The following is a 21,130-nucleotide window of genomic DNA, read 5'->3' as shown; positions in this document are numbered from 1 at the left end:
GGGCTCGTCGTGCTCCGAGGAGACGACCAGCTGCTTGATGTTGAGGATGAGGTCGGTGACGTCCTCCTTGACGCCCGGCACGGTGGTGAACTCGTGCAGGACACCGTCGATACGGATGGACGTGACCGCCGCACCCGGGATCGAGGAGAGGAGCGTACGACGCAGCGAGTTGCCGAGGGTGTAGCCGAAGCCCGGCTCCAGCGGCTCGATCACGAACCGGGACCGGAACTCGTCGACGACCTCTTCGGTCAACGAGGGACGCTGAGCAATCAGCATGAAATGCATCCTTCAGTCATGGGCACCCGCTATTTGATGCCCTCTGATACTGCAAGGGTACGGGCGGCACAGCTCCGAAGAGCCGTACCGCCCGAAAACCCACAAGTCGATCAACCGGCCGCAAGGACCGGCGCCGACTCAGACGCGACGGCGCTTGGGCGGACGGCAGCCGTTGTGCGGGGTGGGGGTGACGTCCTGGATCGAGCCGACCTCGAGGCCGGTGGCCTGGAGGGAGCGGATCGCGGTCTCACGGCCGGAGCCGGGACCCTTGACGAAGACGTCGACCTTGCGCATGCCGTGCTCCTGCGCGCGACGGGCGGCCGACTCGGCGGCCATCTGCGCGGCGAAGGGGGTGGACTTGCGCGAGCCCTTGAAGCCGACGTGGCCGGCGGAGGCCCAGGAGATCACGTTGCCCGTGGGGTCCGTGATCGAGACGATCGTGTTGTTGAACGTGCTCTTGATGTGCGCGTGGCCGTGAGCGACGTTCTTCTTTTCCTTGCGGCGCACCTTCTTGGCAGCGCCCTGACGACCCTTGGGGGGCATCTATAACTCCTACGGGAGGTGGTCGGTCCTACAGCGAAGACCGCTGATGAGCGTCCAGCTGAGGACTACTTCTTGCCCGGCTTCTTCTTGCCGGCGATCGCGCGACGCGGGCCCTTGCGGGTACGAGCGTTCGTGCTGGTGCGCTGACCGTGCACGGGCAGGCCACGGCGGTGACGCAGACCCTGGTAGCAGCCGATCTCGACCTTGCGGCGGATGTCGGCCTGAACCTCGCGGCGCAGGTCGCCCTCGGTCCTGAGGTTGGCGTCCACGTACTCGCGGATCTTGATCAGGTCCTCTTCGGACAGGTCACGAACGCGGGTGTTCGGGTCCACCTCGGTGGCGGCCAGCGTCTGCTGGGAAAGCGTCCGGCCAATACCGAACACGTAGGTGAGGGCAACCTCCACGCGCTTTTCGCGCGGGATGTCAACACCGGAAACGCGTGCCATCTAATGGCTCCAGTTGATTCTCGGAGGTCTTCCGCAGGTCCACTCCCACCCGCCGACCGCTTCTGCAGGAGAAGCAGTGGTACGGGCTGGGTCCCCGGCCTCCGACCGGGGGTGTCGCCCTCCATCACTGAAGAGGAACGGGCCCTGCGTATGTACGTATCGCTTGCGTCGCGCGAGATCTGCGGATGCAGAGGGATTGATCTGGCTTCAGCCCTGGCGCTGCTTGTGGCGCGGGTTGTCGCAGATGACCATGACTCGACCGTGACGGCGAATCACCCTGCACTTGTCGCAGATCTTCTTGACGCTCGGCTTGACCTTCATTGGGTGAGGTTCTCCGGGCTCAGTGCCACCACCCCGACGTGAAGTCCACGGCGGAATGCGGGCAAGATCTACTTGTACCGGTAGACGATCCGACCACGGGTCAGGTCGTACGGAGACAGCTCCACCACGACCCGGTCGTCAGGGAGGATGCGGATGTAGTGCATGCGCATCTTGCCGCTGATGTGTGCCAGGACCTGGTGGCCGTTCTGGAGCTCAACCTTGAACATGGCGTTCGGAAGAGACTCGACGACAGTGCCCTCGATCTCGATGGCACCTTGCTTCTTGGCCACGCTTCGCCCTTCGAATCGACTACCTTGATCGGCCTCGTGCGAGCATGCAGACATGCGGATGCACGAGAGCCGACGCGTCAGTCTACGTCAGGGCATCCCGAAAGACGAATCGAGGAAGGATGCCCCGTGACGGAGATTTTTAAGCAGCGGGATCCGGCGCGATGGTGACGCCGTACTCCGCCAGCTTGGCCTTTCCGCCGTCCACGGCGGTCAGTACCAGTGGTCCCTGCTCGGTCAGCGCGATGGAGTGCTCCCAGTGCGAGGACCAGCTGCCGTCGGTGGTCTCCACCGTCCACTCGTCCTCGAGCGTGCGCGTGCGCGGGGTGCCGAGGCTCACCATCGGCTCGATCGCCAGGCACATACCGGGCACCAGCTTGGGGCCGCGTCCGCGCCGGCGCTCCACGTAGTTCAGGACGTGCGGGTCCATGTGCATCTGGGAGCCGATGCCGTGGCCGCCGTACTCCTCGATGATTCCGTACTTGCCGGTCGACGGGCGGGGCTGACGGCGGATGTAGGACTCGACGGCCTTGGAGATGTCGACCAGGCGGTTGCCGGCCTTCATCGCCGCCAGGCCGGCCCACATCGACTCCTCGGTGACCCGGGACAACTCGACCAGCTCGGGGGCGTGACCGGTGCCGACGAAGGCGGTGTACGCCGCGTCGCCGTGCCAGCCGTCGATGATCGCGCCGGCGTCGATCGAGATGATGTCGCCGTCCTTCAGGACAGTGGCCTGGTCCGGGATGCCGTGCACGACGACCTGGTTCACCGAGGTGCAGATGGTGGCCGGGAAACCGCCGTACCCGAGGAAGTTGGGCTTCGCGCCGTGCTCGTCGAGGACCTTGCGGGCCACCTGGTCGAGGTCGTGGGTGGTCGCGCCGGGCACCGCGGCCGCCCTGGTCGCCTCGTGAATGGCGGCGACGACGAGCCCCGCCTCACGCATCTTCGCGATCTGCTCGGGGGTCTTGATCTCCACCATGGTCCTTCAGCTCTCCGTCTTCGTACAGCCGTCTGTGCGGGCCTCGTTCAGCCCTCTGCTCGTGCGGGGACCGCGGGTCCCGGGCCCCTCACAACAGTACGGCCGCGGCGCCCTGCGAGGGCACCGCGGCCGTGGGGACCACTGTTCAGTCAGGCGGCGTGGTCGCGCTTGAGTGCGTCCATCGCGCGCTGCGTCACGTCCGACACCTTGCCGAGCGCCGAGATCGTGACGACCAGGCCCTGGGCCTTGTAGTAGTCGATGATCGGCTCGGTCTCGCTGTGGTAGACCTCGAGCCGACGGCGCACCGTCTCCTCGGAGTCGTCACCGCGCTGGTAGAGCTCGCCGCCACAGGTGTCGCAGACACCTTCCTGCTGCGGAGGGCTGTACGTCACGTGGAAGACGTGACTCGACTCGTTCTTGCAGATGCGGCGGCCGGCGATGCGCTTGACCACCTCGTCCTCGGGGACCTCCAGGTCGAGCACCGCGTCCAGCTGCACACCGTCCGACGTCAGCGAGGCGTCGAGCGCCTCGGCCTGCGAGACGTTGCGCGGGAAGCCGTCGAGCAGGAAACCGTTCTCGGCGTCCGGCTGCTCCATGCGGTCCTTCGCCATACCGATGGTCACCTCGTCGGGCACCAGGTTGCCGGCGTCCATGTACGCCTTCGCCTGCTTGCCGAGCTCGGTGCCCTGGCTGATGTTGGCGCGGAACAGGTCGCCCGTGGAGATGTGCGGGATCGACAGATTCTCGGCGAGGTACGCGGCCTGCGTGCCCTTGCCCGCTCCGGGCGGTCCGACGAGGACGATTCTCATCAGCGGAGGAACCCTTCGTAATTGCGCTGCTGGAGCTGGCTCTCGATCTGCTTCACCGTCTCCAGACCCACACCCACGATGATCAGGATGCTTGTCCCGCCGAACGGGAAGTTCTGGTTCGCACCGAAGCCCGCCAACGCCATTGTCGGCACAAGAGCAATGAGGCCCAGATACAGCGAGCCCGGCCAAGTGATCCTGTTGAGCACGTAGCTCAGGTACTCGGCAGTGGGCCTACCAGCCCGGATGCCCGGGATGAAGCCACCATACTTCTTCATGTTGTCGGCGACTTCCTCGGGGTTGAACGAGATCGCGACGTAGAAGAAGGCGAAGAAAACGATCAGCACGAAGTACGTGGCGATGTAATACGGGTGGTCGCCCTTGACGAAGTGGGCCTCGATCCACTGCACCCAGCCGGCGTTGGAACCGCTGAACTGCGCGACGAGCGCCGGGATGTAGAGCAGGGACGAGGCGAAGATCACGGGGATGATGCCCGCCTGGTTCACCTTCAGCGGGATGTACGTCGACGTACCCCCGTAGGAACGGCGGCCGATCATGCGCTTCGCGTACTGGACGGGGATCCTGCGCTGAGCCTGCTCGACGAAGACGACCAGGGCGACCATGAACAGGCCGACCAGGATCACGATGCCGAACTCGATCCAGCCTCCCGCGAGGCTGCCCTGCTCCTTGATGGCCCACAGCGAGCCGACGAAACCGGCGGCGATCGAGATGAACATCAGGATCGACATGCCGTTGCCGATGCCCCGGTCGGTGATGAGCTCACCGAGCCACATGACCGCGGCGGTGCCGGCGGTCATGGTGAGGACCATGGTGACGGTCACGAAGATCGACTGATCGGGAACGATCTCGTTGCCTACCGGACAACCCTGGAAGAGCGCGCCGCTGCGCGCGGTGGCTACCAGGCCCGTGCCCTGCAACACGGCGAGGGCGACGGTCAGATAACGCGTGTACTGCGTGATCTTGGCCTGACCCGACTGGCCTTCCTTCTTCAGGGCCTCGAGCCGCGGAATCACCACGACGAGGAGCTGAAGGATGATGCTCGCCGTGATGTACGGCATGATCCCCAACGCGAAGATGGTGATCTGCAGCAGAGCGCCACCACTGAACATGTTCACCAGACCGAACAGGCCCTGGTTGGTGTTGGCCTGGTCGATACAGACCTGCACGTTCGAGTAGCTCACACCGGGAATCGGGATATGTGCCCCGAGCCGGTAGATCACGATCATGGCGAGCGTGAAGAGCAGCTTCTTGCGCAGGTCGGGCGTCTTGAACGCCCGGGCGAACGCGGTGAGCACGGTGCCTCCTGCGACCCCCGCGCTACTGCGTCAGAGGTGACGGTCTTGAGGATCGACGAATACGTAAGTGTGAGTAACTGAGCGGTCTGGCTGTGAAGTTGGTGGTCGGGGGTCCGAACGGCATGCAATTAGCGCGCGGACAGGCCTGTAGGCAGACCACGCGGAAAGTACAGTGCCGCCACCTTACCGGCGACCACACCCCCCTAGGAACGACCAACCGGGGATGCCCCTTTTGCGAGGCATCCCCGGTGGGGTCGTTCATGTCATCGGTATGTCTGGTCCAACCCGGATCAGACGAGCTCGGTGACGGTTCCGCCCGCGGCGGTGATCTTCTCCTTGGCGGAGCCGGAGACGGCGTCGACCGTCACCTGCAGCGCCACGGTGACCTCGCCCTGACCGAGAACCTTGACCAGGCTGTTCTTGCGAACGGCGCCCTTGGCGACCAGATCGGCCACCGTGACCTCGCCACCCTGCGGGTAGAGCGCGGTCAGCTTGTCGAGGTTCACGACCTGGAACTCGGTCTTGAACGGGTTCTTGAAGCCCTTGAGCTTCGGAAGGCGCATGTGGAGGGGCATCTGCCCACCCTCGAAGCCTTCCGGAACCTGGTAACGGGCCTTGGTGCCCTTGGTTCCACGACCAGCTGTCTTACCCTTCGACGCCTCACCACGACCCACACGGGTCTTGGCGGTCTTGGCGCCCGGGGCAGGACGGAGGTTGTGGACCTTCAGCGGGTTCTGCTCACCCATGTCAGTCGACCTCCTCGACCGTCACGAGGTGCCGCACGGTGTTGGCCATGCCGCGGAACTCGGGGCGGTCCTCCTTGACAACCACGTCGTTGACCTTCTTGAGGCCGAGCGAACGCAGGGTGTCGCGGTGGTTCTGCTTGCTGCCGATGTACGACTTCGTCTGCGTGATCTTGAGCTGTGCCATTACGCACCTGCTCCCGCACGCGCACGCAGCAGAGCCGCAGGAGCGACGTCCTCGAGGGGCAGGCCACGGCGAGCCGCGATCTCCTCGGGACGCTGCAGACCCTGCAGGGCCGCCACAGTCGCGTGCACGATGTTGATCGCGTTGTCGGAGCCGAGCGACTTCGACAGGATGTCGTGCACTCCGGCGCACTCGAGCACGGCACGCACCGGGCCGCCGGCGATAACACCGGTACCGGGGGAAGCCGGCTTGAGCAGGACGACGCCCGCAGCCTTCTCGCCCTGGATCGGGTGCGGGATGGTGCCCTGGATACGGGGGACCTTGAAGAAGTGCTTCTTGGCCTCCTCAACACCCTTGGCGATGGCGGCCGGCACCTCCTTGGCCTTGCCGTAACCGACACCCACGGTGCCGTCACCATCGCCCACCACGACCAGCGCGGTAAAGCTGAAGCGACGACCACCCTTCACAACCTTGGCGACGCGGTTGATCGCGACTACGCGCTCAACGTACGCGGTCTTTTCGGCAGCTGCGCCACCGTCACGGCCCTTCCGGTCCCGCCGCTCGCCGCCACCGGCACCGCTTCCGCGGCGCTGGGGTCCAGCCATTGGATTTACCTCTCTCTGTTTCCGCTAGCTACGCAGCGAGGCTCAGAACTTGAGCCCGGCTTCGCGGGCGGCGTCCGCAAGGGCGGCGATGCGCCCCGCGTACTTGTTGCCGCCACGGTCGAACACGACGGTCTCGACACCTGCGGCCTTGGCGCGCTCAGCAACCAGGGCACCGACCGACTTGGCCTGAGCCGACTTGTCGGCCTCGGCACCACGGATCGAGGTGTCCAGGGTGGACGCCGACGCCAGGGTGTGCCCCTTAACGTCGTCGATGACCTGGGCCACGATGTTCCGGTTCGAGCGCGTCACGACGAGGCGCGGACGCTCGGCAGTACCCGAGACGTGCTTACGGATCCGGATGTGACGCCGCTTGATGGCTGCACGCTTGTAAGCGTCGCCCTTAGCGATCTTGACACCGTATGCCATGGCTTACTTACCCGCCTTTCCGACCTTGCGGCGGATGACTTCGCCCTCGTACTTGACGCCCTTGGCCTTGTACGGGTCAGGCTTGCGCAGCTTGCGGATGTTGGCCGCAACCTCGCCGACCTTCTGCTTGTCGATGCCCTCGACCGAGAACTTGGTCGCGGACTCCACCTTGAAGGTGATGCCCTCGGGGGCCTCGACCAGGATCGGGTGGCTGTAGCCCAGCGAGAACTCCAGGTTGGAGCCCTTCGCGAGGACGCGGTAACCGACACCGCTGATTTCGAGCTTCTTCACGTAACCGTCGGTCACGCCGGTGATCATGTTCGCCACCAGCGTGCGGGACAGGCCGTGCAGGGCCTTGTTCTGACGCTCGTCATTGGGACGGGTGACGTTCAGAACGCCGTCCTCGTCCCTGGCGATCTCGATCGGCGCGACAACGGTGTGGCTCAGGGCGCCCTTGGGGCCCTTCACCGAGACCGTCTGGCCATCGAGGGTGACGTCCACGCCGGCGGGAACCGTGATGGGGAGCTTGCCAATACGCGACATAGCTGTTTCCTCCGTTCCCTTCCGCTACCAGACGTAGGCGAGAACTTCTCCGCCTACGCCCTTCTTGCCGGCCTGCTGTCCAGTGAGGAGCCCGTGGGACGTGGAGATGATCGCCACGCCGAGGCCGCCGAGCACCTTCGGCAGGTTGGTGGACTTCGCGTAAACCCGGAGACCGGGCTTGGAGATCCGCTTGATGCCCGCGATGGAGCGCTCACGGTTCGGGCCGAACTTCAGCTCGAGGACGAGGTTCTTGCCGACCTCGGCGTCCTCGGTCTTCCAGCCCGTGATGAAGCCCTCCTGCTGGAGGATCTCCGCGATGTGCGACTTGATCTTGCTGTGCGGCATCGACACCGAGTCGTGGTACGCCGAGTTCGCGTTCCGCAGACGCGTAAGCATGTCTGCGATCGGATCAGTCATGGTCATGAATTGGCCTTCGGCCTCTCTCGCCGGGGTTTCCTATGTGCGCCATCCCTCTCCCCACACAGTGGCGGGACGGGTGCGGCGCGGGGACCTACGGCGTAGTAAGTCGTACGGGGCGGCGGGCGCCCAACCCTCCAAGCCTAAGCCATGGAGAGCAGGGCACCCTACCGACCCAATGCTTACCGAGAGACTCCTGCTACCCCAACTGGGGTATTACCAGGAGCTCTTGGTTACGCCCGGCAGCTCGCCACGGTGAGCCATCTCACGAAGGCACACGCGGCACAGGCCGAACTTGCGGTAGACGGAGTGGGGCCGGCCGCAACGCTGGCAGCGGGTGTACGCGCGCACACCGAACTTCGGCTTGCGGGCGGCCTTAGCGATCAGAGCCTTCTTCGCCACGGTCAGTTCTCCTTGAACGGGAAGCCGAGGTGACGAAGGAGGGCGCGGCCCTCGTCGTCGTTGGACGCCGTGGTGACCACGGTGATGTCCATGCCCCTGACCCGGTCGATCTTGTCCTGGTCGATCTCGTGGAACATGACCTGCTCCGTGAGACCGAAGGTGTAGTTGCCACGGCCGTCGAACTGCTTGGGGGACAGACCACGGAAGTCGCGGATGCGCGGAAGCGCGAGCGACAGGGTGCGGTCCAGGAACTCCCACATGCGGTCGCCACGGAGCGTGACGTGGGCACCGATCGGCTGACCCTCACGCAGCTTGAACTGCGCGATGGACTTGCGGGCCTTGGTGACGGCCGGCTTCTGACCAGTGATCGTGGTGAGGTCGCGGATGGCGCCCTCGATCAGCTTGGAGTCGCGGGCGGCGTCGCCCACACCCATGTTGACCACGATCTTGACGAGGCCCGGGGTCTGCATGACGTTCTCGTAGGAGAACTGCTCCTGCAGCTTGCCCGCGATCTCCTCGCGGTACTTCGTCTTGAGACGCGGAGTGGTGGTGGTAGCCATCAGATGTCCTCACCGGTCCGCTTGGCAACGCGGATCTTGTTGCCCTCGTCGTCGAAGCGGAAACCGACTCGCGTGACGACCTTGTTGCCGTCCTTCTCCACGACCAGCTGGACGTTGGAGACGTGGATCGGGGCCTCGGTCGTGACGATGCCGCCGGCCTGCGAAGCGCGGCCCGGCTGGTTCGCCTTCGTGTGCTTCTTGACCCGGTTGACACCCTCGACCAGGACGCGACCCTCGCGGGGGAAGGCCGCAATGACCTTGCCCTGCTTGCCACGGTCCTTACCGGTGATGACCTGTACCAGGTCGCCCTTCTTGATCTTCATGCTTACAGCACCTCCGGCGCGAGCGAGATGATCTTCATGAACTTCTTCTCGCGCAGCTCACGGCCCACGGGGCCGAAGATACGGGTGCCGCGAGGGTCGCCGTCGTTCTTCAGAATGACAGCGGCGTTCTCGTCGAAGCGGATGTACGAGCCGTCCGGACGGCGACGCTCCTTGACGGTGCGAACGATGACCGCCTTGATGACGTCACCCTTCTTCACGTTGCCACCGGGGATCGCGTCCTTCACGGTGGCGACGATGACGTCGCCGATGCCCGCGTAGCGGCGGCCGGATCCACCGAGAACACGGATGCAAAGGATTTCCTTCGCACCAGTGTTGTCGGCGACCTTCAGCCGCGACTCCTGCTGGATCACGTCTATCTCCTGTTTGTCTGCCGGTTCCCGGCGGGGGCCACTCGCATGACCCCCACCGAGCCTGGCGGAACGAACCTGAGGGAATGCCCCTCAGGCAGTGCTAACGGTCAACTCCCTTACGGGAATTGCCTACTTGGCCTTCTCAAGGATCTCGACGACGCGCCAGCGCTTCGTCGCGGACAGCGGCCGGGTCTCCATCAGGAGGACACGGTCGCCGACACCCACGACGTTCTGCTCGTCGTGCGCCTTGACCTTGGTCGTACGGCGGATGACCTTGCCGTACAGGGCGTGCTTCACGCGGTCCTCGACGGCGACGACGACGGTCTTGTCCATCTTGTCGCTGACGACGAGACCCTCACGGGTCTTGCGGAAGCCTCGGGCGGCCTTGGTCTCTTCAGTCACGTTGCTCTCGCTCATCAGGCGCTCTCCACCGTCTCGATGCCCAGCTCGCGCTCACGCATGAGGGTGTAGATCCGCGCGATGTCCTTGCGGACGGCCTTGAGCCGGCCGTGGTTCTCGAGCTGTCCCGTGGCCGCCTGGAAGCGGAGGTTGAACAGCTCTTCCTTGGCCTCGCGGAGCTTTGCAACGAGCTCCTCGTTGTTCAGCTCGCGCAGCTCGGACGCCTTGGTACCGGCCGACATCACGACTCACCTGCCTCGCGCCGAACGATCCGGCACTTCATCGGAAGCTTGTGAGCAGCGCGGGTAAGCGCCTCACGCGCAATCTTCTCGTTCGGGTAGGACAGCTCGAACATCACCCGACCGGGCTTGACGTTCGCGATCCACCACTCGGGGGAACCCTTACCGGAACCCATGCGGGTCTCGGCGGGCTTCTTGGTCAGCGGGCGGTCCGGGTAGATGTTGATCCAGACCTTGCCGCCACGCTTGATGTGACGGGTCATCGCGATACGAGCGGCCTCGATCTGACGGTTCGTCACATACGCCGGGGTCAGCGCCTGGATGCCGTACTCGCCGAACGCAACCTCAGTGCCACCCTTGGCCATACCACTGCGCTTGGGGTGGTGCTGCTTGCGGTGCTTGACCCTACGAGGGATCAGCATGTCGGTCAGGCCTCCGTTCCAGTGCTCTCAGCCGGAGCGGCAGCTGCGGGAGCCTCGGCCTTGGGGGCCTCTGCTGCCGGGGCCTGCTGCTGCGGCTTGCGGCCGCGGCCGCCACGCTCGCCACCACGACCACCACGGGCCGGACGGTCGTTGCCGCCGCCACGCGCCGGACGGTTGCCCGCACGGGCAGCCGCGTTCTCGGCACGGACCTCGGCGATGTTCTTGACGTCGCCCTTGTAGATCCAGACCTTCACGCCGATACGGCCGAAGGTCGTCTTGGCCTCGAAGAAGCCGTAGTCGACGTTCGCGCGGAGCGTGTGCAGGGGCACGCGGCCCTCGCGGTAGAACTCCGAGCGCGACATCTCGGCGCCGCCGAGACGGCCGCCACACTGGATCTTGATGCCCTTGGCGCCGGCCTTCATCGAGCTCTGCATCGACTTGCGCATCGCACGACGGAAGGAGACGCGGGAGGACAGCTGCTCGGCAACGGCCTGGGCCACGAGCTGAGCATCGGTCTCGGGGTTCTTGACCTCGAGGATGTTCAGCTGGACCTGCTTGCCCGTGAGCTTCTCGAGGTCACCGCGGATGCGGTCGGCCTCGGCGCCACGGCGGCCGATGACGATGCCGGGACGAGCGGTGTGGATGTCCACCCGCACGCGGTCACGGGTGCGCTCGATCTCCACCTTCGAGATGCCGGCGCGCTCCATGCCGGACGTCATCATCCTGCGGATGGCGACGTCTTCCTTGACGTAGTCCTTGTACAGCTTGTCGGCGTACCAACGCGACTTGAAGTCGGTCGTGACACCGAGCCGGAACCCGTGCGGGTTTACCTTCTGGCCCATTACCGGGTTCCTTCCTTGCTGCTGACGACCACGGTGATGTGGCTGGTCCGCTTACGGATCCGGTAGGCACGGCCCTGGGCACGCGGACGGAACCGCTTCAGGGTCGGGCCCTCATCCACGTACGCCTCGCTGATGACCAGCGAATTGGCGTCACTGTGGTCGTAGTTGTGCGCGGCGTTGGCAATGGCGCTGTCCAGCACCTTGCCGACCGGCACGCTCGCGGCCTGCGGGGCGAAACGCAGGACCGCCTGAGCCTCCGTGGCATCCATGCCACGGATGAGGTCCACCACGCGGCGGGCCTTCATGGGCGTGACGCGGATGTACCGCGCCTGGGCCCTGGCTTCCATGGTTGTCCCTTCGGTGTAAGTCATAGTCGTTTCCACCCCGCCTTTAGCGGCGCTTCGACTTCCGGTCGTCCTTGACGTGGCCTCGGAAGGTGCGAGTCGGCGAGAACTCGCCGAGCTTGTGGCCGACCATCGACTCGGTGACGAACACCGGGATGTGGGTCTTGCCGTTGTGCACCGCGATCGTGTGGCCCAGCATGGCCGGGACGATCATCGAGCGACGGGACCAGGTCTTGATGACGTTCTTGGAACCGGCTTCGTTCTGTACGTCCACCTTCTTGATCAGGTGGTCGTCGACGAAGGGCCCCTTCTTGAGACTGCGCGGCATCTAAACCCGCTCCTAGCGCTTCTTGTTCGTCTTGCGGCGGCGGACGATGTACTTGTTCGACGCCTTCTTGGGCGAACGCGTACGACCTTCCTTCTGGCCCCAGGGCGAGACCGGGTGGCGACCACCGGAGGTCTTGCCCTCGCCACCACCGTGCGGGTGGTCGACCGGGTTCATCACGACACCGCGAACGGTGGGACGAACGCCCTTCCAGCGCTTGCGGCCGGCCTTGCCCCAGTTGATGTTCGACTGCTCGGCGTTGCCGACCTCGCCGATCGTGGCGCGGCAGCGGACGTCGACCAGGCGGATCTCACCGGACGGCATGCGCAGGTGGGCCATCGAGCCCTCCTTCGCGAGCAGCTGCACGGAGGCACCCGCGGAGCGGGCGAACTTGGCGCCACCACCGGGACGGAGCTCGATCGCGTGGATCGTGGTACCGACCGGGATGTTGCGGAGCGCCAGGTTGTTGCCGGGCTTGATGTCGGCGCCGGGGCCGTTCTCGACCCGGTCGCCCTGCGCCAGGCCGCGCGGCGCGACGATGTAGCGCTTCTCGCCGTCGGCGTAGTGCAGGAGCGCGATGCGCGCGGTGCGGTTGGGGTCGTACTCGATGTGCGCGACCTTCGCCGGCACGCCGTCCTTGTCGTGACGACGGAAGTCGATCACTCGGTAGGCGCGCTTGTGTCCGCCACCCTGGTGGCGAACGGTCACACGACCGGAATTGTTACGGCCGCCCTTGCTGTGCAGCGGGCGGACCAGCGACTTCTCCGGCGTGGACCGCGTGACCTCGACGAAGTCGGCGACGGAGGAGCCACGGCGGCCCGGCGTCGTCGGCTTGTACTTGCGGATTCCCATTTCTCAGTCCTCGTCCGATATCGGACCAGGGCGCTCCGTTAGGAGGCCTGGCCGAAGATGTCGATACGGTCGCCCTCAGCGAGGGTCACGATGGCGCGCTTGGTGTCCGCACGCTTACCGAAACCAGTGCGGGTGCGCTTGCGCTTGCCCTGGCGGTTGATCGTGTTGACCCCGGTGACCTTGACCGAGAAGACCGCCTCGACGGCCTGCTTGATCTGGGTCTTGTTCGCGCCGGGCGCGACGATGAACGTGTACTTGTTCTCGTCGAGGAGGGCGTAGCTCTTCTCCGAGACGACCGGCTTGACGAGAATGTCGCGCGGGTCGGAGAAGGTCTTGCTGGTGACGGTGGCCTCAGTCATCAGGCCTCGCTCCCTTCGGTCTCAGCCTTGGGGCCGGCGACGAAGGAGTCGAAGGCGGCCTTGGTGAAGACCACGTCGTCCGAAACGAGCACGTCGTACGTGTTCAGCTGGCCCGGCTCCAGGATGTGCACCTGGGGCAGGTTCCGCGCCGACAGCAGGCCGGTCTCGTCCTCACGGGCGACCACCAGGAGCACGTTCTTGCGCTCGCTGACCTTGCCCAGGAGAGCCTTGGCGGCCTTGGTGGAAACGTCGCCCTCGACCACGTCGGACACGACGTGGATTCGGTCGTGACGCGCCCGGTCCGAGAGGGCACCGCGCAGAGCGGCGGCCTTCATCTTCTTCGGGGTGCGCTGCGAGTAGTCGCGCGGCACGGGTCCGTGCACGACGCCACCACCGGCGAACTGCGGCGCACGGGTCGAACCCTGGCGCGCGCGGCCGGTGCCCTTCTGGCGGTACGGCTTCTTGCCACCGCCGCGGACCTCGCCACGGGTCTTGGTCTTGTGCGTGCCCTGTCGGGCAGCGGCCAGCTGTGCGACAACGACCTGGTGGATCAGCGGAACGCTGGTCTTGGCGTCGAAGATCTCCGCGGGGAGCTCGACGGTCCCGGCCTTGTCGCCTGCCGGCGAAAGGATGTCAATGGTGCTCATCGTTACCTCAGGCCCCCTTGGCCGCGGTACGGACCAGGACGAGGCCGCCGTTCGGACCAGGAACCGCGCCCTTGATGAGCAGCAGGCCCTTCTCCGCGTCAACGGCGTGGACGGTCAGGTTCTGGGTGGTGACCCGCTCGTTGCCCATACGACCCGCCATGCGGAGGCCCTTGAACACACGGCCCGGGGTGGCGCAGCCACCGATCGAACCGGGAGAGCGGTGCTTGCGCTGGGTGCCGTGACCGGCGCCGAGGCCCTTGAAGTTGTGACGCTTCATGACACCGGCGAAGCCCTTGCCCTTGCTCTTGCCCGTGACGTCGACCTTGACGCCGGACTCGAACGCTTCGGCAGTGATCTCCTGGCCGAGCGTGTACTCGGCGGCGTCGGAGGTGCGGAGCTCCACCAGGTGGCGGCGGGGGGTCACGTCGGCCTTGGCGAAGTGGCCCTTGAGGGGCTTGTTCACCTTGCGCGGGTCGATCTCGCCGAAGGCGATCTGGACCGACTCGTAGCCGTCGATGTCATTCTTACGGACCTGGGTAACGACGCAGGGTCCGGCCTTGACCACGGTCACGGGGACGACACGGTTGTTCTCGTCCCAGACCTGGGTCATGCCGAGCTTCTCGCCCAGGACACCCTTGATCTGCTTGGTCATCTCTTCCGCGCCTCTCAGAGCTTGATCTCGATGTCGACGCCGGCCGGAAGGTCCAGGCGCATCAGCGAGTCAACGGTCTTGGGCGTCGGGTCGAGGATGTCGATCAGGCGCTTGTGCGTGCGCATCTCGAAGTGCTCGCGCGCATCCTTGTACTTGTGCGGCGACTTGATGACGCAGTACACGTTCTTCTCAGTGGGCAGCGGCACCGGGCCCGCGACCGACGCACCAGTGCGAGTCACCGTCTCGACGATCTTCTTCGCCGAAGAGTCGATGACCTCGTGGTCGTAGGCCTTGAGCCGGATGCGGATCTTCTGTCCCGCCATGGCTACTTCGTAGTCCTGTCTCTCGTAACGCTCTGGAACCCGAGGGTTCTGATGACTCCTCCTCCGACCCACGCGGTCGGGCGTGTCGCAGTCTCGTTCACACAGTTCTCCCGAAGGAGATTTCCCTGCTGGGGACTGCGGCCCTTGGCCGCGGACCGGGGGAAGGCTGCAATCACCTGAAGTCCCACCGGGTGCCTGGTTGAAGGCACCCCGCCACACTTCCCGGAAGATTCCCGTACGTCCGCTCCAGCGCCGCCTTACGACGGTTGGGGCGACGAGTACTGTGGGACTCGCTTCCAGTCCTCCCGGCGGGAGGCGTGCAGCATCGGCACTCAACCGAGCAACCTGGTCAGTGTGCCATACGGGGCATTGCGCTGGCCAATCAAGGGCGAAGACCCTACCCCCCGCCCCACGGCCGTCAAACCCGGCCATCGAGGGGCCCGGACACCCGCACATCGAGGGCGCCGAAGCAGCCCCTCCGCACGCTCTGGGCGATCACCTGATCACGCGCGGTCAGGGGCGCGGCTCACTTCGCCTGGCCCTCCAGGGCGACACCCAGACCGCTCAGCGCCTCGTGGACGCTCTTTCCTTCCGCGGTCGCCTCCAGCGTGAAGCCGCCGACCGAGGTGGGCGGATATCCGATGCGTTCGATGGCTCGGCTGACGCTGTACAGGCCCGGCACCCGGTCGGCGTCGTCCCACAAATAGACCGCCCCCCACAGCTGACGCTCGGCATTCGAGAACCATGCCTTGAGGCGCATGCCGTCCAATGTGGAGTACGCGTCCACGGCGTAATCCCGGAGATATTCCCTGAGACTCTCCACCGTGGCTTCCGACTTCTTCAGATCCCACATCACAATCTGCAGATACATACCCTGAACCCCCTGGTCGGACGGGTGACTTCGCCCGGCCGAGCCTACCTCCGCACCGTCGGCGAAGGGGGCGGACGTGTCGCCAACTCCGTTACTTGCGGAGGGAGTAGCTCCGCAAGCGGGGCGGACCCCCTGGGCGCTCTTCCCGGCGACTGGCGGGCCGAATCCACACTCGGTGACATTGGCGGAATTTCAGGTGCGGAGCCTCGCGAGTTCGGCCCGGTTCCCGTGTTCGCTATGCATCGAATTACCCGTCCGCTTGGATGGTTGGCGTCAACCAGTTCCGTTGCGACCGGTTGCCTGAGTTCCGTTCCAGTCATCGGTGGAGAAGATTTTGACAGACCGTCAGGACGGTGCCTTTCCCTACCCGCGTACCTGCCCGTTGCAGCCGCCGCCGGAGTACGCGTCCCTGCGTACGGACGAGCCCATCTCGAGAGTCACCCTGGCTTCCGGGCGGTCCGCCTGGCTGCTCACCCGCCACGAGCACATACGGCAGTTGCTCGCGAGCCCGCAGGTGAGCTCGAATCTGGCGCACCCCGGCTACCCGCTGCACTTCGACGTGCCGGCCGAGGTCATGGAGCGGATGCGGCCGGTGATGCTCGCGATGGACCCGCCGGTGCATACGGCACAGCGCAAAATGGTGGCCTCGGAGTTCACGGCCAAGCGGGTGCAGCGGATGCGGCCCCGCGTCGAGGAGATCGTGCACGAGCGCATCTCGGCCGTGCTCGAAGGGGAGAGCCCCCTCGATCTGGTCGAGGCCCTGGCTCTGCCCGTCCCCTCCCTGGTCACCTCGGAACTGCTCGGAGTGCCGTACTCCGACCGCGAGTTCTTCCAGGACCGCACCAGAAAGCTGGTGTCGATCGATGTCGACCCGCAGGAGCGCAACGGCGCACACCAGGACCTTCACGAGTACTTCGTCGGGCTGGTGACGGCGCAGGGGGCCGACCCCGGTGACGACCTGCTCGGCAGGCTCGTCGCGAAGAACCGCGAAGCCGGGACGTTCGACCGCGAGGAGTTGGTCGGCATGGCGAACGTCCTGCTCGTGGGCGGGTTCGAGACCACGGCCAACATGATCGCGCTGGGCGTCGTGGGCCTGCTCGAGAACCCCGAGCAGTTGGCGAGGCTGAAGGCGGACCCGGAGCTGGCCCCGCAGGCGGTCGACGAACTCCTGCGCTACTTCAGCATCGCCGACCAGGTGACCTCGCGGGTGGCCCTGGCCGACCTCGAGATCGGCGACGTGCTGATCCGTGCGGGCGAAGGGGTCATCGGGCTCAGCGCCTCGGGCAACCATGACGAAGCGGTGTTCGCCGCTCCGGAGCGCTTGGACATCGATCGCGGCGGCCGGCGCCACCTCGCCTTCGGGCACGGCATCCACCAGTGCATCGGACAGAACCTCGCCAGGCTGGAACTGGAGATCGTCTTCGCCGCGCTCTTCACCAGGATTCCCGGCCTGAAGCTCGCGGTCCCGGTCGAGGAACTCCCGTTCAAGGACAGCATGGGGGTGTACGGCCTCCACCGGCTGCCGGTGACCTGGTGAAGGACCCGGGCGCGCGGGCACGCAGGTGCACACCCGCGCGCCCCGGGACTATCCGGCGGACTCCTCAAGCCCTTTGCGTACCAGATACGCGACCAGGCCTTCGGCGGCGGGGAGCAGGCCGAGACGGTTGTTGGTGGTGTGCACGTAGTTCGAGAGGCAGCCCGGATACGGCGTGGCATCGAGGAGCAGCTCACGGACGTCGCTGCCGTCCTCCGCTCCGCACACGGAACGTGCTCGTGCCGCGGCCTCCGTACTGATGTCGTGGAACACGTCGTCCGTCGCGCCGTCCCGCCAGACGGCGCCACACAGATTGATCATCTGGGGCGCGACGTTTCGGTACAGTCCCGGCCAGGCCCGCTGCGCGTCGTCCGGGGCGTACCTGCGCCACCAGTCCTCGTACTCCCGTAGGAACCGCACGGCCGCTTCGCGGTCGAGTCCGGCGCCGTGCAGGAACATCGCCATGATCCTCGCCGCCTCACCGATCGGCGCCCGTGCGGCCCCGGGTCGGCCCGGCGGCCGGCGATCGAGCATGTCGAGGACCGCGGCCGACGTCCTGCGGAAGACGGCCTCGGCGATGTCCAGTCCCTGCCGGCCGCCGTACTTGCGGTACTCCGGTGCGTAGGGCGCGCGGTCCAGGCTTCCGATCGGGCGGGTCTCCCTGGTGGACGCCTCCTCCAGCCGCGCCAGCTCGTCCTGCAGGGTCAGGCCGAACTCGTACTCCTGCCGTTCCTCCGCCCCGAATTCCGGCATGGCGCGAGCCAGCCCGTCGACGACCCGTTCCGCGGCGTCCGCGGATCCTGCTTCCGGTCCGCAGAGCATCCTCAGCCGCAGATGAGGGCCGCCCTGCCAGTACCGCAGGAAGAAGAAGTGGTCCTGGAGCCCCTCCTGCCGTAGGAGCGGGCCGACGACATCGCACAGGAACGGAGTGTGCGCCGAGTGCGGGACGTGGATGTGCACCACCCGCCACTCCGCCACCCGATTCTGCTCAAGGCCTGTCTGTACAGAGCTCAATGAAAAACTCCTCTGCTGCGGTCCAGCCCGTGGCCGGGCCGTAGTCGTCCACCGACGGAAGGCACTCGCGGATCGACACGAGCACGTCGCCGCGCGACAGCGCGGACTTCGCGAGACTGCGGACCAGGAAGGGATTGCGGAAATCGACGTACATCGGCTTGTGCACGCTGGCACGGCGCAGGTGCGCGTAGTCCGCCCACTGGCGGGTGGCCTTCCGGCCGCGGCCCGCCATCACCTCACGTTCGTCCGGCGTCTGGCACAGCACGAAGGCGTGCCGTGGAAGGCCGCGGTCCCTGCGCCACGCGTCGAAGGCGACCAACGCCTCGAACGAGTCCCGGCTGAGGTCCTGCAGCATGGGGATGTCGGCGGCAGGCACGTTCCACGACCTGCGCTCGGCGACGACGTCGCCGACGACCAGCCGGGGCGCGGTGTCGCTGTGGGCCGGTGGGCCGCCGGCGTCCCGGATGTCGTCGAGCGGCTTCCACAGGTACCGGTTCGACGGGGTCAGCGCCTCGATCAGGCGGTACAGCAGCGGCACTCCGATCGGGGTGAGGAAGTTCATCGGCACGAGGTCGACGACTTCCTGCTCCTGCGGGTCCCACAGACGAAGGGACTTCGTGGCGGGATCCGCTCGAACCTCCAGATGGGCGAGGCCGTACACGGTTCGGTCCGTGCCGCGTGACACCGCGCCCGGGTAGTTCACCACGCGCCGGGTGACCGGAGGATGCAGATTGAAGTTGAAGCCGAGCACGGAGTTGAGGTCGACCTGGTCGGGAAACCGGCGGGCGAGGTGCTCACGCTGGGCGGTCTGCAGGGACCACCCGTCGGTGCCGGTGGCGAACGAGCCGAAGCGTGAGAAGTAGACGCCGTATCCGGTGAGCAGTCCGTTCACGACCAAGGAGCGGTCCCGGCCCGGCAGGACGCGGTGGGCGAACTGCGCGCGCAGCGTGACCGACTCGGTGCCGAGGACGTCATCGACTCGCTCGCAGGCCCGCTCGATGTGCGCGGGGTCGAGGTACACGGTGTCGCCGTCGTGTTCGAGGCTCCCGCGGACGGTGCGCAGGGCCTCGGCCCGCTGCGCCGCGAACCTCTCGGCGGACTCCACCTCGCGCCCCATGAAGACATCGATCTGCTGTTGATCGGTCAGGTCCGAGAAGGCCTTGAAGAAGTCGAGGAACGGCATGGTGCGACGCTCGCCGAGCAGGCCGGTGGCGAAGGCGTACAGGCCGAGCCGTTTCATCTGGCTGTTGTCCATCATCGAGGCCAGGCGCCACAGGCCGGTCAGCGCCGGAATGCTGTGCTCGACGGTCGGCAGGCTCCAGGAGCGGGGCGCTGTGGCCGCGGGGGTGTCCTCGAAGACCGGTGACTTCAGGACTTCCTCCGGTGGCGGTGACACCTCGCAGAGTTCGGCGATGCCGCCGACCGCGCCGTACGCGGAGTCCAGCAGTTTCTGGCGCTCCTCGGCGGCGGCCCCGGCGAAGTCCGTCTCCAGCCGCCTGAGTTCGGCGAAGTGACCGCGCAGGGCGGCCGTCTGCGCAGTGCCCCCGGCAGCGAACGAGGCGTCCAGTTTCGCCGTGTAGTCCGGGTCGTGATCGTCGACGTCCGGCCGGAAGAACAGGACTCCGGCCCGGATCAGACCGTGCACGACCTTGCGGCTCAGCTCGCGCCCACCGGTTGCCGCCGTGACCTCGCGCAGCACGTCAACGGCCTGCGCGGACCCGTCCGGCATGGCCGCCAGCAGCGCACTGACGACTGCCTCCCGGCGGATCCTCAGCACTGTCTCGGAGGCGATCCGGCCCTCCTGGTGGCCTCCCGAGGGCACCCCGATGAACTCGACGGTCTCGGGCCCTGCCCGCAGCGTGGAGTTCAGTACGAGATGCCCGGACTCCAGGCCGCCGGGTACCCGGGGCCAGGCCGCGAGTACCCAGTTCACGAGCAGTCGGTTGAGTGTGGTGACCGACTCCCCCGGTCCCTCCACCCGGTGGGCCGGGGCGGCGGCGCCCGGATCGTCGGGAGGGAACGCGCCGATCTCCGTGAAGCGGCCGAACGGTGAGGGCTTGAGGCTCGCCCGGTAGGCGAAGTTGACCAGTGACGACTCCCGCAGCCTGGCCTTGCTGGGCTTCAGGCCGCCGTCGTCGCCCATCACGAAGTCCCGTAGACCTCGATAGAGCTGATCACCGGAGAGCTGGATACTCCGGGCCATGGCATCGTGCTCGAAGAGCGCCCTGAATCCAGCAGCCGCCTGTGCCTTGTCGTTCTCGAGTTCCCGACGGCCGGCTCGATCGCACTCCTCGGCTCGCGCCGCCAGCGCGCACCAGGTCCGTGCCGCGACCACGGCCTCGGGCGCCAGCCGGGTGGCGATCAGTTCGAGCCGTTCCGTGGCCCGGTCGTGGCGCAGGTTGTGCACATCGCGTCTGAGGCGGATGAGCTGGGTCCGGACTCCGTCGTCGACCGTGGGCACGAACTCCCCCAGGAAGTCGGCCAGTTCGACGGCACGCTCAGCCGTCTCGGCGCGCAGGGCGTGGAGTTCGTCGATGTGTGACCAGGCGGTGGCGAACGACATCGTCGTGAGCTCGCGGAGCGGGAGCCGGCTCCGTCGATGGACGACGTACGGACTGATGCTCACTCCCATGGGAATCCCCCAATTTCGACGCGCGTGACCCACGCCCTCCGCGGCCCCGCCCGTGCGGTACTGAACCGGGAATCGCCTTTTCCCGGGCATCACATTTCAGCCCCGATGCACTGCGGGACGGCAGAAT

General features: G+C 66.3%; 32 protein-coding genes and 1 pseudogene. 1 reads left to right on the top strand and 32 read right to left on the bottom strand.

Annotated elements, in window-relative coordinates; genetic code table 11:
- The 30 genes and pseudogenes from DSC45_RS01105 to DSC45_RS00955 form a co-directional block, all read right to left on the bottom strand.
- Positions 1–276 (bottom strand): annotated as a pseudogene (locus tag DSC45_RS01105) (DNA-directed RNA polymerase subunit alpha); the annotation flags it as partial.
- Between the two features lie 138 nt (positions 277–414).
- Entirely contained in the window at positions 415–819 is a 405-nt protein-coding gene (gene rpsK / locus DSC45_RS01100) for a 30S ribosomal protein S11 (RefSeq protein WP_003948617.1), read from the bottom strand.
- Positions 820–884: 65 nt separating this feature from the next.
- Positions 885–1,265 (bottom strand): 30S ribosomal protein S13, encoded by a 381-nt coding sequence (gene rpsM, locus DSC45_RS01095; protein WP_119286218.1) that lies wholly within the window; start codon positions 1,263–1,265, stop codon positions 885–887.
- A 207-nt stretch (positions 1,266–1,472) separates the two neighbouring features.
- Positions 1,473–1,586, bottom strand: coding sequence for a 50S ribosomal protein L36 (gene rpmJ, locus DSC45_RS01090; RefSeq protein ID WP_003974245.1), 114 nt, complete (start codon positions 1,584–1,586; stop codon positions 1,473–1,475).
- A 68-nt stretch (positions 1,587–1,654) separates the two neighbouring features.
- A complete protein-coding gene (infA, locus tag DSC45_RS01085; protein WP_003948620.1) occupies positions 1,655–1,876 on the bottom strand; it encodes a translation initiation factor IF-1 in 222 nt (73 codons plus the stop codon).
- A 139-nt stretch (positions 1,877–2,015) separates the two neighbouring features.
- Entirely contained in the window at positions 2,016–2,852 is an 837-nt protein-coding gene (gene map / locus DSC45_RS01080) for a type I methionyl aminopeptidase (RefSeq protein ID WP_119286217.1), read from the bottom strand.
- A gap of 149 nt (positions 2,853–3,001) precedes the next feature.
- Complete coding sequence (locus DSC45_RS01075) at positions 3,002–3,661, bottom strand: adenylate kinase (protein ID WP_119286216.1); 660 nt, start codon at positions 3,659–3,661, stop codon at positions 3,002–3,004.
- Positions 3,661–4,974: a preprotein translocase subunit SecY gene (secY, locus tag DSC45_RS01070; protein WP_119286215.1), complete on the bottom strand. Its 1,314-nt coding sequence runs from the start codon at positions 4,972–4,974 to the stop codon at positions 3,661–3,663. The genes DSC45_RS01075 and secY overlap by 1 nt, the downstream gene beginning before the upstream one ends.
- Before the next feature lie 290 nt (positions 4,975–5,264).
- Positions 5,265–5,720: a 50S ribosomal protein L15 gene (gene rplO, locus DSC45_RS01065; protein WP_119286214.1), complete on the bottom strand. Its 456-nt coding sequence runs from the start codon at positions 5,718–5,720 to the stop codon at positions 5,265–5,267.
- Position 5,721: 1 nt separating this feature from the next.
- The gene (gene rpmD / locus DSC45_RS01060; RefSeq protein WP_119286213.1) at positions 5,722–5,904 is read right to left on the bottom strand and encodes a 50S ribosomal protein L30; all 183 of its coding nucleotides are present in this window, start codon (positions 5,902–5,904) and stop codon (positions 5,722–5,724) included.
- A complete protein-coding gene (gene rpsE / locus DSC45_RS01055) occupies positions 5,904–6,506 on the bottom strand; it encodes a 30S ribosomal protein S5 (RefSeq protein ID WP_030351447.1) in 603 nt (200 codons plus the stop codon). Before rpsE ends, rpmD begins: the two co-directional genes overlap by 1 nt.
- A gap of 42 nt (positions 6,507–6,548) precedes the next feature.
- Complete coding sequence (gene rplR, locus DSC45_RS01050; protein ID WP_119286212.1) at positions 6,549–6,932, bottom strand: 50S ribosomal protein L18; 384 nt, start codon at positions 6,930–6,932, stop codon at positions 6,549–6,551.
- Between the two features lie 3 nt (positions 6,933–6,935).
- A complete protein-coding gene (rplF, locus tag DSC45_RS01045) occupies positions 6,936–7,475 on the bottom strand; it encodes a 50S ribosomal protein L6 (protein WP_119286211.1) in 540 nt (179 codons plus the stop codon).
- Between the two features lie 24 nt (positions 7,476–7,499).
- On the bottom strand, positions 7,500–7,898 hold the full coding sequence (gene rpsH / locus DSC45_RS01040) for a 30S ribosomal protein S8 (protein ID WP_119286210.1): 399 nt from the start codon (positions 7,896–7,898) through the stop codon (positions 7,500–7,502).
- A gap of 210 nt (positions 7,899–8,108) precedes the next feature.
- Positions 8,109–8,294, bottom strand: a complete 186-nt coding sequence (locus DSC45_RS01030; RefSeq protein ID WP_003956452.1) for a type Z 30S ribosomal protein S14 — start codon at positions 8,292–8,294, stop codon at positions 8,109–8,111.
- Positions 8,295–8,296: 2 nt separating this feature from the next.
- On the bottom strand, positions 8,297–8,854 hold the full coding sequence (gene rplE / locus DSC45_RS01025; RefSeq protein WP_119286209.1) for a 50S ribosomal protein L5: 558 nt from the start codon (positions 8,852–8,854) through the stop codon (positions 8,297–8,299).
- On the bottom strand, positions 8,854–9,177 hold the full coding sequence (rplX, locus tag DSC45_RS01020) for a 50S ribosomal protein L24 (RefSeq protein ID WP_119286208.1): 324 nt from the start codon (positions 9,175–9,177) through the stop codon (positions 8,854–8,856). The genes rplE and rplX overlap by 1 nt, the downstream gene beginning before the upstream one ends.
- 2 nt (positions 9,178–9,179) lie before the next feature.
- Entirely contained in the window at positions 9,180–9,548 is a 369-nt protein-coding gene (gene rplN / locus DSC45_RS01015; protein WP_119286207.1) for a 50S ribosomal protein L14, read from the bottom strand.
- Between the two features lie 129 nt (positions 9,549–9,677).
- Entirely contained in the window at positions 9,678–9,965 is a 288-nt protein-coding gene (gene rpsQ / locus DSC45_RS01010) for a 30S ribosomal protein S17 (protein WP_119286206.1), read from the bottom strand.
- Positions 9,965–10,189, bottom strand: a complete 225-nt coding sequence (gene rpmC, locus DSC45_RS01005) for a 50S ribosomal protein L29 (protein WP_119286205.1) — start codon at positions 10,187–10,189, stop codon at positions 9,965–9,967. The genes rpsQ and rpmC overlap by 1 nt, the downstream gene beginning before the upstream one ends.
- A complete protein-coding gene (gene rplP / locus DSC45_RS01000; RefSeq protein WP_119286204.1) occupies positions 10,189–10,608 on the bottom strand; it encodes a 50S ribosomal protein L16 in 420 nt (139 codons plus the stop codon). Before rplP ends, rpmC begins: the two co-directional genes overlap by 1 nt.
- A 5-nt stretch (positions 10,609–10,613) precedes the next feature.
- Positions 10,614–11,450: a 30S ribosomal protein S3 gene (gene rpsC, locus DSC45_RS00995; RefSeq protein WP_119286203.1), complete on the bottom strand. Its 837-nt coding sequence runs from the start codon at positions 11,448–11,450 to the stop codon at positions 10,614–10,616.
- Positions 11,450–11,797 carry a 50S ribosomal protein L22 gene (gene rplV, locus DSC45_RS00990; RefSeq protein WP_119286202.1) on the bottom strand — a complete coding sequence of 116 codons (348 nt, stop codon included), beginning with the start codon at positions 11,795–11,797 and terminating at the stop codon, positions 11,450–11,452. Before rplV ends, rpsC begins: the two co-directional genes overlap by 1 nt.
- Before the next feature lie 43 nt (positions 11,798–11,840).
- A complete protein-coding gene (gene rpsS, locus DSC45_RS00985) occupies positions 11,841–12,122 on the bottom strand; it encodes a 30S ribosomal protein S19 (RefSeq protein ID WP_030619138.1) in 282 nt (93 codons plus the stop codon).
- A 12-nt stretch (positions 12,123–12,134) separates the two neighbouring features.
- Positions 12,135–12,971, bottom strand: coding sequence for a 50S ribosomal protein L2 (gene rplB / locus DSC45_RS00980; RefSeq protein ID WP_119286201.1), 837 nt, complete (start codon positions 12,969–12,971; stop codon positions 12,135–12,137).
- A 38-nt stretch (positions 12,972–13,009) separates the two neighbouring features.
- Positions 13,010–13,330 (bottom strand): 50S ribosomal protein L23, encoded by a 321-nt coding sequence (gene rplW / locus DSC45_RS00975; RefSeq protein ID WP_119286200.1) that lies wholly within the window; start codon positions 13,328–13,330, stop codon positions 13,010–13,012.
- A complete protein-coding gene (gene rplD, locus DSC45_RS00970; protein ID WP_119286199.1) occupies positions 13,330–13,977 on the bottom strand; it encodes a 50S ribosomal protein L4 in 648 nt (215 codons plus the stop codon). The genes rplW and rplD overlap by 1 nt, the downstream gene beginning before the upstream one ends.
- 7 nt (positions 13,978–13,984) lie before the next feature.
- Positions 13,985–14,629 (bottom strand): 50S ribosomal protein L3, encoded by a 645-nt coding sequence (rplC, locus tag DSC45_RS00965; RefSeq protein ID WP_119286198.1) that lies wholly within the window; start codon positions 14,627–14,629, stop codon positions 13,985–13,987.
- Between the two features lie 14 nt (positions 14,630–14,643).
- Positions 14,644–14,952, bottom strand: coding sequence for a 30S ribosomal protein S10 (gene rpsJ / locus DSC45_RS00960; protein ID WP_014054162.1), 309 nt, complete (start codon positions 14,950–14,952; stop codon positions 14,644–14,646).
- Between the two features lie 526 nt (positions 14,953–15,478).
- Positions 15,479–15,823 carry a hypothetical protein gene (locus DSC45_RS00955; RefSeq protein ID WP_119286197.1) on the bottom strand — a complete coding sequence of 115 codons (345 nt, stop codon included), beginning with the start codon at positions 15,821–15,823 and terminating at the stop codon, positions 15,479–15,481.
- A 334-nt stretch (positions 15,824–16,157) separates the two neighbouring features.
- Between DSC45_RS00955 and DSC45_RS00950 the strand changes: the two genes are divergently transcribed.
- Positions 16,158–17,360, top strand: coding sequence for a cytochrome P450 (locus DSC45_RS00950; protein ID WP_240434304.1), 1,203 nt, complete (start codon positions 16,158–16,160; stop codon positions 17,358–17,360).
- 48 nt (positions 17,361–17,408) lie between these two features.
- Here the strand turns inward: DSC45_RS00950 and DSC45_RS00945 are convergent, their stop codons facing one another.
- Positions 17,409–18,371, bottom strand: a complete 963-nt coding sequence (locus DSC45_RS00945; RefSeq protein WP_205571213.1) for a lantibiotic dehydratase C-terminal domain-containing protein — start codon at positions 18,369–18,371, stop codon at positions 17,409–17,411.
- Positions 18,346–20,997 carry a lantibiotic dehydratase gene (locus DSC45_RS00940; RefSeq protein ID WP_205571212.1) on the bottom strand — a complete coding sequence of 884 codons (2,652 nt, stop codon included), beginning with the start codon at positions 20,995–20,997 and terminating at the stop codon, positions 18,346–18,348. Before DSC45_RS00940 ends, DSC45_RS00945 begins: the two co-directional genes overlap by 26 nt.
- Between the last annotated feature and the right edge of the window lie 133 nt (positions 20,998–21,130).

It is taken from the genome of Streptomyces sp. YIM 130001 (genome assembly GCF_003574445.1).
GTDB lineage: Bacteria > Actinomycetota > Actinomycetes > Streptomycetales > Streptomycetaceae > Streptomyces.
The sequence above is the reverse complement of the archived record's forward strand: the minus strand, read 5'-3'. Positions and strand labels throughout refer to the sequence as shown.